This window comes from Pseudoalteromonas xiamenensis (assembly GCF_017638925.1).
GTDB lineage: Bacteria > Pseudomonadota > Gammaproteobacteria > Enterobacterales > Alteromonadaceae > Pseudoalteromonas > Pseudoalteromonas xiamenensis.
Window position 1 is genome coordinate 2,721,620 of record NZ_CP072133.1, and the last position, 13,058, is coordinate 2,734,677.

General features: G+C 43.3%; 10 protein-coding genes and 1 pseudogene. 2 read left to right on the top strand and 9 right to left on the bottom strand.

Annotation, left to right across the window (positions count from 1 at the left end):
* Positions 1-186 precede the first annotated feature (186 nt).
* Together J5O05_RS13085 and J5O05_RS13090 are read right to left on the bottom strand one after the other, a co-directional pair.
* Positions 187-837 (bottom strand): hypothetical protein, encoded by a 651-nt coding sequence (locus tag J5O05_RS13085; protein WP_208842406.1) that lies wholly within the window; start codon positions 835-837, stop codon positions 187-189.
* Positions 838-917: 80 nt separating this feature from the next.
* A complete protein-coding gene (locus tag J5O05_RS13090; protein WP_208842407.1) occupies positions 918-1,967 on the bottom strand; it encodes a hypothetical protein in 1,050 nt (349 codons plus the stop codon).
* Positions 1,968-2,339: 372 nt separating this feature from the next.
* Here J5O05_RS13090 and J5O05_RS13095 point away from each other — a divergent pair, with 372 nt between their 5' ends.
* Positions 2,340-2,861, top strand: coding sequence for a hypothetical protein (locus J5O05_RS13095; protein WP_208842408.1), 522 nt, complete (start codon positions 2,340-2,342; stop codon positions 2,859-2,861).
* A gap of 227 nt (positions 2,862-3,088) precedes the next feature.
* Here the strand turns inward: J5O05_RS13095 and metK are convergent, their stop codons facing one another.
* Entirely contained in the window at positions 3,089-4,276 is a 1,188-nt protein-coding gene (metK, locus tag J5O05_RS13100) for a methionine adenosyltransferase (RefSeq protein WP_208842409.1), read from the bottom strand.
* Positions 4,277-4,554: 278 nt separating this feature from the next.
* Between metK and tkt the strand changes: the two genes are divergently transcribed.
* Positions 4,555-6,546: a transketolase gene (tkt, locus tag J5O05_RS13105; protein ID WP_208842410.1), complete on the top strand. Its 1,992-nt coding sequence runs from the start codon at positions 4,555-4,557 to the stop codon at positions 6,544-6,546.
* Positions 6,547-6,648: 102 nt separating this feature from the next.
* On the opposite strand, the gene J5O05_RS13110 is transcribed toward tkt, so the two are convergent.
* The 6 genes and pseudogenes from J5O05_RS13110 to surA all read right to left on the bottom strand — a co-directional run bounded on the left by J5O05_RS13110 (position 6,649) and on the right by surA (position 13,051).
* Entirely contained in the window at positions 6,649-8,670 is a 2,022-nt protein-coding gene (locus J5O05_RS13110) for a methyl-accepting chemotaxis protein (protein WP_208842411.1), read from the bottom strand.
* Positions 8,671-8,773: 103 nt separating this feature from the next.
* Complete coding sequence (locus J5O05_RS13115; protein ID WP_208842412.1) at positions 8,774-9,583, bottom strand: symmetrical bis(5'-nucleosyl)-tetraphosphatase; 810 nt, start codon at positions 9,581-9,583, stop codon at positions 8,774-8,776.
* A gap of 3 nt (positions 9,584-9,586) precedes the next feature.
* Positions 9,587-9,976, bottom strand: a complete 390-nt coding sequence (gene apaG, locus J5O05_RS13120) for a Co2+/Mg2+ efflux protein ApaG (RefSeq protein ID WP_208842413.1) — start codon at positions 9,974-9,976, stop codon at positions 9,587-9,589.
* A complete protein-coding gene (gene rsmA / locus J5O05_RS13125; RefSeq protein ID WP_208842414.1) occupies positions 9,960-10,766 on the bottom strand; it encodes a 16S rRNA (adenine(1518)-N(6)/adenine(1519)-N(6))-dimethyltransferase RsmA in 807 nt (268 codons plus the stop codon). The genes apaG and rsmA overlap by 17 nt, the downstream gene beginning before the upstream one ends.
* Positions 10,763-11,755: a 4-hydroxythreonine-4-phosphate dehydrogenase PdxA gene (gene pdxA / locus J5O05_RS13130; protein WP_208842415.1), complete on the bottom strand. Its 993-nt coding sequence runs from the start codon at positions 11,753-11,755 to the stop codon at positions 10,763-10,765. The genes rsmA and pdxA overlap by 4 nt, the downstream gene beginning before the upstream one ends.
* Positions 11,755-13,051 (bottom strand): annotated as a pseudogene (surA, locus tag J5O05_RS13135) (peptidylprolyl isomerase SurA). Before surA ends, pdxA begins: the two are co-directional and overlap by 1 nt.
* Positions 13,052-13,058 lie beyond the last annotated feature (7 nt).

Sequence of the window (13,058 nt, forward strand, 5' to 3'; positions counted from 1 at the left end):
TCAATATTTACGAGACTTTGCAACGATGTACGCCGGTATTATTAATGACACAGAAATAAGGAAATTGAGGAAATTGGCTTGGGAGCGATATTTAGATAGTGTGTATACCAAATACCCCATGCCAAATTGGTTAATTAGACTATGCAGTGAACAGTTTGTACCGAACTGACATATCTACACTTTAGGCTAAGTAAACAAATACGAATCTTTCTCTATTTGCCAAACTTGTGATGTCGACTTAGCCTTATCTACCAGTAAAGCCTTATGAAGCCGATTATCAATAGAGAAAAGTTGTACTGAGACGAGTGGGATCCCGCCAATATACTCGCAGATAAAGAGAATATGTGCTGCACGTATGTCGTTTTCGTTGTCAGCGAGAGCCATTCGCTTTGCTTCATTCGCAAAGCTTGAAACAATGGAGCGAATAGGTGGAAGATGGACATCGGGTAGGGTAAAGCCGAGTAATACTTCGGTAAGTCCTAGATATTGCGGAGAAGCGAGTGTTGAGTTGGGCACCGTAAGTACTTCATGAGAGGTTTTTATAAAGCGTCCACTGCGCTCAATCAGTTGATTTAAGGCGTGGTAGTTAAACGGGGAATAATACTGTCCTGTATGTGGGTTAAGTGTTGTCGTCACCACTTTCATCATTCCCCCAAGTAATGCGCTGACTTGTGAGAATTGGTCCGCGACGGATTGTGGTACGGGTTGATCTAAAGTATGGCACGTGGAGAACAAAATATGTCCAGTGGCATTAAAAAAATAATGAACGGGAAGTTCGTTGCGTTGAGTTGGTTTTGACCGCGTAAACAAATTTATAAGAGGACGAAACCAAGTCAAACGCTTCACTCCAAGTTTCAAGATAATTAATAATCAGATATTGTGCGCCCTTGGCAGGGCGCATATTCAATGACTCGCAATTAACCAATCGTATACGTTTCGGCAGACTCTGCGACAACGTTACCAGACTTGTCGAGTACCTGAAGTGTCGACGCGGTAGTTTGTGTTCCTGACACGGTAAAATCGATGGCATCGGTGCCCCAGTTTGCCGCAGTGATTACGCCGTCCCCTTCTGCAAATTGCACTTTTCCTGCTTCTACTGGTAAGAATTGACCTTGAATTCGGTAGGTAGTTCCGGTTGCGAGCGCACTTCCTGACGGAACTGCGGCAAACGTTTTGGCATCTACAATATCATTAATAGTCGGAGTTTGTGTAAGTAAGCCACTTAGCCAATTGATCAATTGCAGATAATCCGGATCCGAGTTAATCGAATCGAGGTCACCCGCATACGAGCGGATAAAAGAGGGCGTTACAAACATGTACGTATCTTTGTGAAGTGTCCAAGATGTTGAGATTGAGGACTCGCTAAAGCATGGACCCAGTTTTAGTTGCTGCTTATTTTGCTGACAATCGGCGTACACAACGATCGCGCTGACAATTGGCATGCCCATCAAATACTCGCAGACAAACACAATGTTACCGACTTTGCTATTGGTTTGACTTGAAGAACCTGAGATGTTCAAGCCTTCTTTGCCTATCGAAGAGACCATGGCTGACGCGAAGCTCATTTCACCTGCACCTGTTGCAAGGCCTAATAAGGATTCAATCAGTTCTTTACTGAAGTCTGCTCCAAAGCTTTTGGTCTCGTACTTAACATCTTCTTCAGTGACGTGCACGAAAAGACCAGAACCACTGATAATATTTTGCAGCGCTTCATAGTTGTAAAGTGAGTAAGCCTTATTCGTCGCTGGATTTTTCGTCGTTGTGATCGCTCGGGACATACCTGCGAAAAAAACGGATACTTCGGCAAATACTTTTTGTACTGACTCAGACAGCGGGGTGTTGGCATCAATGGTACTGGCCATCATGATGTTGCCCGTTTCATTAAAGATATAATATTTTTTTGCTTCAATGTTATTTGGATTTTTTACTGCTGGCTTCAGCGGTACCGTTTGGTCGGATGTTGCCATAATCATTCCTTTTTTGCGGTGAATTTAGATGCGTATGCTGTTTATTCTCTATTAATCAATGATCTAAAGTTTATGTGTTACTCTTTTATCTTCATAAGCTGAATGACTAAAAGAATTTTACGTCAGCCGTGACTCGCGGTAATTGAACAAGCGTGAGTAACCTACTTGTTAATATAGTTAATAATTGGACTGCATTCTAGTTACACAGCCTTACACTTTTAATGTATTGTTTTCCATGAATAAGCTATGCAGTTTATTTTGTTCTTATAATTTTTGTACCTAGATTACCCTAAGTATTCGCAATTTATGTGTTTTTATTGTTAAATATCTTGGCTCAATTTTGGGAGCGCTAACATTTTTTAGGGAATAAAAATGAAAAAAACACTTCTTGCGCTTTGCGCATTAGGACTGACAAATCTTGCTTTTGCAGACGTTGCGAACGAATATGGCGAAACGCAAAGCCTGCTCGTAAATGAAGATGTTAAAACACTTCATATCGTTGATATTAACGCTGATAATCGTAAAGACTTAGTGTGGGTTACCTCAGAGGGTAGCGTCAAATATAAGCTACGGAACAATGATGCAAAAGCATCCCTTGATACACTTCCAGATAGTCGCTGGCGTTTAGAATACGCGAATGATAAAGGTGTTAAGTTTTTAGACTTTACAGCGGATGGGGGGATAATGACTTCAAGTGATAATCGAACATATCGCATCGTTAAAGTAATGATGACAGAGCAAGGGGAATTGTCATTTTGTACACCATTCCTTGAAGGCTTAAATCGCACGGATTGTTCGTGGGTATTTACTATTACAGATATTCAACCCAACGTAATGACCGGGCTTGACCAGCGTTATGGCCATGCCTTTACAGCATATAAATTGGTCCAGTAACACTACCAGTTCAGAGACACGTTACAGCGAAAATAAGTCAATAAGAAAGGTTTAGCTGTCTAAAAACACTTCAATCCGATGTATCCATGCATCGGATTTTTTTATCGAAATACTTCATGACAATTGTACGACGCAGCTAAGACTAGACGCATTAAACCGTCGTATTTTTTGGATGTGTTAATCGATATAAAAAAAGCGCCAGAAGGCGCTTTTCTACTTAATTCGACTTACAGACCAGCTGCTGCGCGTAACGCGTCTGCTTTGTCTGTTTTTTCCCAGCTGAACGCGGTGAAAGTATCATCGCCCACCGTCATTTCAAACGGTTCACGACCGAAGTGGCCGTATGCAGCAGTCATTTGGTACATTGGGTGAAGAAGGTCAAGCATCTTCGTAATACCATATGGGCGTAAATCGAAGTGTTCACGAACTAGCTCTACTAATTTATCTTCAGACACTTTACCTGTTCCGAATGTTTCAATAGAGATTGATGTTGGCTCTGCAACACCGATTGCGTAAGACACTTGGATTTCACATTTGTCTGCAAGGCCTGCAGCGACGATGTTTTTAGCAACGTAACGGCCAGCGTATGCTGCAGAACGGTCAACTTTAGATGGATCTTTACCTGAGAATGCACCACCACCGTGACGAGCCATACCACCGTAAGTATCTACGATAATTTTACGACCAGTCAAACCACAGTCACCTACTGGACCGCCGATAACAAAACGGCCAGTTGGGTTAATGAAATATTTCGTGTTTTCAGTTAACAGCTCAGCAGGAAGCGTGTGCTTGATAATGTTTTCCATTACCGCATTTACTAAGTCTTCTTGCTTGATATCTGGGTTGTGTTGAGTTGAAAGCACCACGGCATCAATTGCAACCGGTTTACCATCTTCATAGATAAACGTTACTTGAGATTTCGCATCTGGACGTAACCAAGGAAGAATACCTGACTTACGAGCTTCAGCTTGACGCTCTACTAGACGGTGTGAGTAGTAGATTGGCGCTGGCATAAGAGTCGGTGTTTCGTTTGTCGCGTAACCGAACATTAGACCTTGGTCACCTGCACCTTGCTCTTCTGGCTTAGAACGGTCAACACCTTGCGCGATTTCAGGTGATTGTTGACCGATTAGGTTCATGATACCGCATGTATCGCCATCAAAACCTACGAACGAAGATGTGTAACCGATGTCGGTGATTACTTTACGCGTAATTGACTCAAGATCAACCCATGCGTTTGTTGTAACTTCACCAGAGATGATAGCAACACCTGTTTTTACCATTGTTTCACAGGCTACGCGCGCGTGTTTGTCTTGTGCAATAATCGCATCCAAAACCGCATCAGAAATTTGATCTGCGATTTTATCTGGATGTCCCTCAGAAACTGATTCAGAAGTGAATAAATGTCTTGCCATTGTATTTAAGCTCACAATTATTTTTGCGCTCACAAACTACGTTAACAGCGCACCAACGAAAATTAAGGGCATCATTTTATCGAAAAGGATAGCGGTTGCCTAGTTTTTTTACGCCTAGACGTCCGCGCTGCATTAATTTTTTTCAAGTAACTAAAATCGGTTACAAATTTACAGGTTGTACCGATTTTTTCTTATTATTAAGCGTTGCAGGACTGGCCCCAATAAGTAAAAATGGGGGTTCAATTTACCCGCGCAGAACTATTAATCTAGGAGAATTCATGCCATCTCGCAAAGAACTCGCGAATGCGATCCGCGTTTTGTCGATGGACGCAGTACAAAAAGCTAAATCAGGTCACCCAGGCGCCCCTATGGGCATGGCGGATATCGCCGAAGTCCTTTGGCGCGATTATCTAAAGCACAATCCAAATAACCCTGATTGGTATGACCGTGACCGCTTTGTGCTGTCAAATGGCCATGGCTCAATGCTGATTTATTCTTTGCTACACCTTGCAGGTTACGATTTATCGATTGATGACTTGAAGAATTTTCGTCAACTTCACTCAAAAACACCAGGTCACCCAGAGTATGGTTACGCGCCAGGGATTGAAACAACGACTGGTCCTCTAGGTCAAGGCATCACCAATGCTGTTGGTATGGCTATCGCTGAAAAAGCGCTTGCAGCCCAATTCAACCGCGGCGAATATAACATTGTTGATCACCACACTTATGCATTCTTAGGTGATGGCTGTTTGATGGAAGGCATCTCTCACGAAGCGTGTTCACTCGCGGGAACATTAGGTCTTGGTAAACTTATCGCGTTTTGGGATGACAATGGCATTTCAATAGATGGTCACGTGGAAGGTTGGTTTACTGATGACACAGTAAAGCGTTTTGAGTCTTACGGTTGGCATGTTATCGGTGGTGTTGATGGGCATGACAGTGATGCTATTAAAGCAGCTATTGAAGCAGCTCGCGCAGAAACTGAGAGACCTACACTAATCTGTTGTAAAACGGTAATTGGCTACGGCTCGCCAAATAAGTCAGGCAGCCACGATTGTCATGGTGCACCGCTTGGCGATGAAGAAATTGCAGCTGCGCGTGAGTTCTTAGGTTGGAAGCATCCTGCATTTGAAATTCCAGAAGACGTGTATGCGAAATGGGATGCAACGTCTCGCGGACAGCAAGCGCAAAGTCACTGGTTAATTAAATTTACTCAATATCAACTTGAGTACCCTGAACTTGCCGCTGAATTTGAACGCCGTATGAAGAATGAACTTCCTGCGGACTGGAAAGAAAAGTCGGATGCATACATTGCGTCATTACAAGCAAACCCTGCAAACCCTGCAACGCGTAAAGCGTCACAAAATGCACTAAATGCGTTTGGTCCATTATTGCCAGAGTTTATGGGTGGTTCTGCAGACTTGGCTGGCTCAAACCTTACCTTATGGGATGGCTCTAAAGGCCTTACAGCTGATGATGCCTCAGGCAACTACGTATTCTACGGCGTACGTGAATTTGGTATGTCAGCCATCATGAATGGTATTGCACTGCACAAAGGTTTTATCCCATACGGCGCTACGTTCCTAATGTTCATGGAGTATGCGCGTAATGCCGTTCGTATGGCTGCGTTAATGAAACAACCGAGCATCTTCGTTTATACGCACGATTCAATCGGTTTAGGTGAAGATGGTCCAACGCACCAACCTGTTGAGCAAATCGCAAGCATGCGTATGACGCCAAATTTAATTAACTGGCGTCCATGTGACCAAGTTGAGTCAGCAGTTGCATGGCAACAGGCAATTGAACGTAAAGATGGTCCTACATCGCTCATTTTCTCTCGTCAAAACCTTGAGCAACAGGTTCGTACTGACGAACAAGTTGCTGCTATTAAGCGTGGTGGTTACGTGCTAAGCTGTGATGGCTCACCTGAAATCATCCTTATTGCAACAGGTTCTGAAGTACAGCTAGCGGTTGATGCAGCTGACGTGTTGCGTGGCAAAGGTAAGAGCGTTCGTGTTGTTTCAATGCCTTCTACAGATGCATTTGACGCACAGTCGGCTGAATACCAAGAAAGTGTATTGCCGCGTTCAGTTACCCGTCGAGTAGCAATTGAAGCGGGTATTAGCGACTTCTGGTACAAGTACGTCGGCTTAAATGGCGCGATTGTAGGGATGACGACTTTTGGTGAGTCTGCACCTGCTGGTGAGCTATTCAAGCTGTTCGGATTTACGGTTGACAATGTGGTAGAAAAAGCGGAAGCATTATTCTAATCTCATTAGTCAAGATATAAAAAACCCGCTCAATGAGCGGGTTTTTTTCGATTAGTACAATAACATCACCAATTGTGATGAAAGTGAAGAGGACTGCGCCTCTTATACTTTAAATTGTGAAACCGACAAACGAAGTTCTTCAGCGAGTTTTGCTACTTCAGAACTCGAGATGGAAGTTTGGTTTGCACCTTCAGCCGTTTGTTCAGCAATGGCAACAATTGACTCTAAACGTTCACTGATTTCTTGTGCCACTTGTTGTTGCTCTTGCGCCGCGGTCGCAATTTCTTCACTTACATCGTGAGCTTGAGAAACGGCTTGAGTAATTGAATTAAGTGCTTGTGCAGCTAAATCACTTTGCTCAACACACGACTCTGCTTGATGTTTGCCTTTCGACATTGCATGTACAGCTTCCTGAGCTCCACTTTGCAGCGACTCAATCATCGTTTGAATTTCTTGCGTTGACTCTTGCGTTTTACTCGCAAGCGAACGAACTTCATCCGCTACAACCGCAAAGCCTCGACCTTGTTCACCCGCGCGAGCAGCTTCAATCGCAGCATTAAGTGCAAGAAGGTTAGTTTGTTCCGCAATACCGCGAATAACATCCAAAATGCTGCCAATAGATGCGCTGTCTTGGTGAAGTTTATTAATAACGCGAGAAGCTTCATCGACTTCGCGAGCAAGTTGCTCGATAGTGTGTTTGTTCTCGTTAGAAATACCTTTAACACGCTCAGCTTCTTTATCAGCGTTTTTAATTTCTAATAACGCTTGGTGTGCACTGTTGCTCACCCCGTGCGATGTACTGCTCATTTCTGTCGTCGCAGTTGCAGCTTGCTCAACTTGTGCCTGCTGGTTGCGAATCGCTTGGCTTGATTCTGTTGTAATCGCAGATGTTTCTTCAGAAGCTGCAGCAAGCTGTGTAGAGCGTGATACGATACCCGTGATAAGCTCACGTAGATTATCGATTAGGCTATTACATGAGCGAGCAAGTTCACCAAACTCATCTTTTGCTTTGTCATCCAGTCGTTGGGTCATATCACCACGAGCAACAATGTCGAGAATGCGGTTAACTTCTGCAAGTGGAGTTGTAATTTTGCTGATCGTCGCATAGGCCACACCAATTGCGATCAACGTCGCGATGATCATACCCATCCACGTCCATAAATTCGCAGAGTCGACGTCTTCACGAACTCCTTTTTGCAATTTGAAAGCAACTTCACTGGCTTCAAGTAACAGTTCATCAAGTTGCGTTAAGGCCGCATTTGTCGCTTTTTCTGCGTCTTCTAATTCTTTTTGCGTCATCTCAATCGCATTGATTAGGCGACGTTGATTTTCAACTAAGCCGTTTGATCCCGACACATTTTTTTGTACAGCGTCGAAATAGTTGTTGAGGTCATTCAACATATCCGCATCAAGTTTTTGAACGATAGGCGTGAGTAACGCCATGCTTTTTTCAAGCTCAGTGATGAAATAAGCTTGCTCGCGCTTTACGATTTCAAGCGTGTTTAAATTATCAACCGTTAAAATATCCGTGCTTTTAGAAACCAACGAAGTGAAATTCGTTTCCATGTTATTCGCAGCTTGAACCGCACGCTTGTCCGTATCGGCAAAGCCATCTAAATCGATAATATCGAGCACGACCGTGTTTGCATCTTCAGCAGCCGTTTCAAGAGCTTCAAGTTGTGTACGAGTAGACTTTTTAAGCGACAATTCAAGCGCTTTGTCTTTCATTAGATTGTCAACAGACTTTAAAAATGCCTGATAGGTTTCACCAACTTCATTCGCGCTTTTTGTTAACTTCGCATTATTGTTATGGCTTACAACCGTCTTCAACTCTTGATAAGTGCTATCAAACGTTTCTTTACGTTTTGCAAATGCACCCTTTAACGTTGAAAGTTTATCTTCTGATTTGGCGTAAAAGCTACCTTGCGCCACTTTACTCATCAATGAGAATTCTACCTGCAACTCGGAACTTTTATCCAAAGCGGGTAGAGACAGGGTATTAACTAACTGAGTGGAGCTGTCAATATTTGCTATTCTCATCAAGGAGTTACCCCCGATCATAAGTAATAGCAACGTGATGAAGATAAACCCACCCCAAATACGCTGGCTGACGGTTAGATTCATAGAATATTCCAAATTTACTAATCGAATTGAATACTTATCGGAATTATGTAGGATAAGTTAAGTCTTTTATAGCAGATGTCAGCAATAATTTCAGTTAAATAGGTTAAATGTTTGCATCTACTTTTATAAATTCTTGTGTGTCTAAATTCAGTAATGTCATGGCACCTCCCCAAACGTAACCGGTATCTAATGCTATAATATTAGAACGTTCCGTTTTTCCTTCTAAAGCAGCCCAATGGCCAAAGACGAGGTTGCATGGTGGCGTTTTAAGGGCGGGGTGTTTAAACCAAGGGATCAATGATCCATCACTGTCTATACCTTCTTTATTTGAAAGGTTTAGTTCTCCATTTGGTTCTAAAAAGCGCATGCGAGTGAAGATGTTAACGATTGCTCTAAATCGAATAAATTCGTCACTTGAAACTACGTCCTTTACTGAAGCTTCACCATACATCGTTTTAAAAAAATTTTTAGCGTTATTGCCTTGGTAACACCTCGCTGCTTCTTGCGAAAAGGCGAGTGCTTGTGCTTTTGTCCAAGTTGGGTAAATGCCAGCATGGCTTATCAACGTGTTTGATGCATGATGAAAAAGAGCAAGTGGCTGTGAGGATAAAAAGCACAGCAGCTTTTCTTTATCGGGATATGCAAACAGAGTTGCTAACTTATCTTTCGGGTTTGGTGCTTTTCCGAGTGCTTGGCAAGCAAGTAAATGCAAATCATGGTTGCCAAGGGTGATAGAAACACTGGCTGCGTGTTTTTCTAAAAAAGTAAGACACGCCAGTGAATCTGGCCCTCTAGCTACAATGTCGCCGACACAATATAAGTGGTCTTGGCTTGGATTGAAGTCGACGATATCCAACAACGTCTGTAAAGGTTCAAAACAACCCTGTAAGTCACCTACAACGTAATTTGCCATGGATTAGTGCAAAATGTTTGGCGTGCTTAAACGAAAGACCGTGATAGGGGCTTGGAATTCATGACCAAATTCATTACGCATCACATAGTAGCCTTGCATTGTACCGACCGGCGTTTCGAGTACGGCACCACTCGTATACTTGTAGCTTTCACCCGGACGAATCGTGGGCGTTTCACCAACCACACCTTCGCCTTCTACTTCCGATTCTTTACCATTTGCATCAGTGATAAGCCAATAACGACTTTCTAGTGTTGCGTTACACAAACTGTGGTTTTTGATGGTAATGGTGTACGCAAAGACATATTTGTCTTGTTCGAGCTCGGATTGAGCTTCAACGTAAAAGGTTTCGACAGAAACCTTTATCGGTGAATTTAAATTACGGTTGTCTGTCATGGAGATAGTTAGCAATCGCGATGAACTGAGTTAAAGATATGTTTTCTGCACGGAGTGTTGCATCAACACCAAGTTCTGCCAGTTCTGCTTCAGTGAGTAGATTAGACAAGCTGTTTCGTAGTGTTTTGCGGCGTTGATTGAACGCTTCCAAACACACCGTGTTGAGCATTTTTGTACTTTTCGCCGTTCTTGCACTTGGATCTTTCGGGATCAAACGCACGACGGCTGAGTCCACTTTAGGTGCTGGTTTAAAACACGTTGGTGGTACTTCAATAACAGGCATTGCGTGGCAATAGTATTGCGTCATCACGCTTAAACGACCAAATGCTTTGCTACCTGGACTTGCCACCATACGGTTAACCACTTCTTTTTGTAGCATGAAGTGCATATGTTCGACATTGTCCACGAATTCAAACAAATGGAACAGCAGAGGAGTCGACACGTTGTAGGGTAGGTTACCAAATATTTTTAGTTTCTTGTCGTCTTTAATAAGCGATGAAAAATCAAACTTCATCGCGTCGCCTTGATTGACGGTCAATTTAGGGCCTAAAAAAGGATGATGGATCAAACGCTCAGCAAGATCTTTATCCAATTCAACAACAGTCAGATGACCCGATAACTCTGCAACAGGCTCTGTGATGGCACCAAGACCAGGACCGATCTCAACGAGATTATCGCCAGGCTTTGGATCTATGGCAGTCACAATTTTGTCGATGATCATGTCATCGTTTAGAAAGTTTTGGCCAAAACGCTTACGAGCGCGGTGACCTAAGTGTACATTATCGTTCATGAATTTTGTGTTTTCTCTGTAGCAAGTTTAATTGCTTCACGGATAGCTAAATCAAAACTACCGACTTCAACGTCACCTGTTCCTGCTAAATCCAATGCAGTGCCGTGATCAACAGAGGTGCGGATAAAAGGTAGCCCGAGCGTAATATTTACGGAATTTCCAAATCCCTTATATTTTAACACAGGTAATCCCTGATCGTGATACATTGCGAGTACCGCGTCCGCATTATCTAAATATTTCGCTTGGAAAAGCGTGTCTGCAGGCAATGGACCGATGAAATTCATACCTTCCTGATTGAGCAACTCAAGTGCAGGACGGATTGTGTCGATTTCTTCACGGCCTAAATGGCCATCTTCACCTGCGTGTGGATTGATCTCACAAACAAGAATACGTGGGTTTTCAATGCCAAATTTTGTTTTCAAGTCGCCATGAAGAATACGAGCAACTTTACTGAGGCGCTCAGCGGTAATCGCACGAGAAACATATTCGAGAGGAATGTGCGTGGTTACCAATGCTACACGCAGACCTTCAGTTGCCAGCATCATCACGACATGGGATGTATTCGATTGTTGGGCAAAGTATTCAGTGTGCCCGCTAAACGAGATACCAGCTCGATTGATTATGCCTTTGTGTACAGGACCGGTAACGACTGCAGCAAAGGTATCGTCCATGTTTTTCTCAGAGGCAATGCGAAGTGTGTCTAAAACATACTGACCATTACTTTCATTGAGTTTTCCAGGTTCTACTTCAGCACCTAAATCAACTTGAAGGCAATATACTGACCCTGCAGGCGTAGGTTCTGCAGGTTTTGTTGGGTCAAAGGGAATGACGTTAAGCGCAAGCCCAAGCATCTTAGCACGGTCGATGAGCAGTTGACTGTCAGCCACCGTGACCAGCTGAGCTGGCCACGCTTTTTGCGCTAATTTAACTACTAAATCAGGTCCGATACCAGCAGGTTCACCGGGTGTAATCGCAATCCGTAACGTCATTATTTATCTGCCGGTAAAACTTCAACGTGCGCTTGTTCACGCATTTCATTCTGCCACTTAAAGCTCTCTTCTTTAAACTTACGGTTAAACAGAATACCGTGTGCGCGGTTGCGTTTAGCGATTTCTGTTTTGTCTGCCGTACGTTTATCTAGAAGTTGAACAATGTGCCAGCCATAAGTTGTTCTGAATGGCTCTGAAATTTGCCCTTTTTCAAGTGACGCCAATGTGTCTCGGAAAGCTGGAACGTAAGTATTTGGGTCCGTCCAATCGTATTCGCCACCTTTAAGTGCAGAACCTGGGTCTTCAGAATGTTTCTTCGCAAGCTCGGCAAAATCAGCTTTACCTTCACGCAAATCTTTCAAAAAACCTTCCAACATCGTCTTGGCTTTTTCTTCGCTCAAAATAATCGATGGCTTGATTAAGATATGTCGCGAGCGTACTTCAGTTGTTTCTACGAGTTGTTGACCACGAATGTCTTGAATTTTGATGATGTGGAAACCAGCTCCAGAGCGAAGCGGGCCAATCACTTCACCTTTCTTTTTGCCTTTCACCGCTTCAGCAAACAGTGTTGGCATGTCGTTGATGCCCATCCAACCCAATTGACCACCGTCAAGTGCTTTAGCACCACTCGAAGATGCGATAGCAATACGGCGGAAATCTTCACCTTTGTTTAGTAATTTTAATACGTTATCAGCTCGGTCTCGTTCAGCTTGAATTTCGTCAGCAGTTGCTTTTGCTGGTACTTTAATCAAAATGTGGCCGATGTCATATTCTTCGTTGTTACCACCTTGCGTTTCCATGATTTTGATAAGGTTATCAATTTCTTGTGGACTTCACGTAAATACGACGATCTACGTTTGCACGCATAACTTGGCCTGTGGTAATTTCGCGACGGATGTCTTCGCGGTAAGACGCATAGCTTTCACCAGACGATTCAATAGTCTTACGCAGGTCAGCAAGCGTACCACCTTGCTCTTGAGCAATGTTGGTGAGCGTTTGATCAAGCTGAGCATCAGAAATCTCAAGACCCATGCGGCCTGCCAACTGCATCATTATTTCTTTATCAACTAACCGGTCGATAGCCTGAACGCGTAATGTTTCTTCTGAAGGCAGCTCTGTGCCTTGTTCTTCCGCGTTTTTCTTAACTCGAGCAACAAGAACATCTACTTCGCTTTTCAATATCACGCCGTTGTTTACGGTTGCCACGACTCTATCGAGTTCAACTCGTTGTGCGATGGCCGCTTGGCTTACGCTTAAACTTAGGCAAACACCTAAAATTATCTTTTTTAAATTCATAAACTTC

Coding starts and splice junctions, on each gene's coding strand:
- J5O05_RS13090 (WP_208842407.1), bottom strand. CDS start 1,967: ATGGCAACATCCGACCAAACGGTACCGCTGAAGCCAGCAGTAAAAAAT.
- J5O05_RS13095 (WP_208842408.1), top strand. CDS start 2,340: ATGAAAAAAACACTTCTTGCGCTTTGCGCATTAGGACTGACAAATCTT.
- metK (WP_208842409.1), bottom strand. CDS start 4,276: ATGGCAAGACATTTATTCACTTCTGAATCAGTTTCTGAGGGACATCCA.
- tkt (WP_208842410.1), top strand. CDS start 4,555: ATGCCATCTCGCAAAGAACTCGCGAATGCGATCCGCGTTTTGTCGATG.
- J5O05_RS13110 (WP_208842411.1), bottom strand. CDS start 8,670: ATGAATCTAACCGTCAGCCAGCGTATTTGGGGTGGGTTTATCTTCATC.
- J5O05_RS13115 (WP_208842412.1), bottom strand. CDS start 9,583: ATGGCAAATTACGTTGTAGGTGACTTACAGGGTTGTTTTGAACCTTTA.
- apaG (WP_208842413.1), bottom strand. CDS start 9,976: ATGACAGACAACCGTAATTTAAATTCACCGATAAAGGTTTCTGTCGAA.
- rsmA (WP_208842414.1), bottom strand. CDS start 10,766: ATGAACGATAATGTACACTTAGGTCACCGCGCTCGTAAGCGTTTTGGC.
- pdxA (WP_208842415.1), bottom strand. CDS start 11,755: ATGACGTTACGGATTGCGATTACACCCGGTGAACCTGCTGGTATCGGA.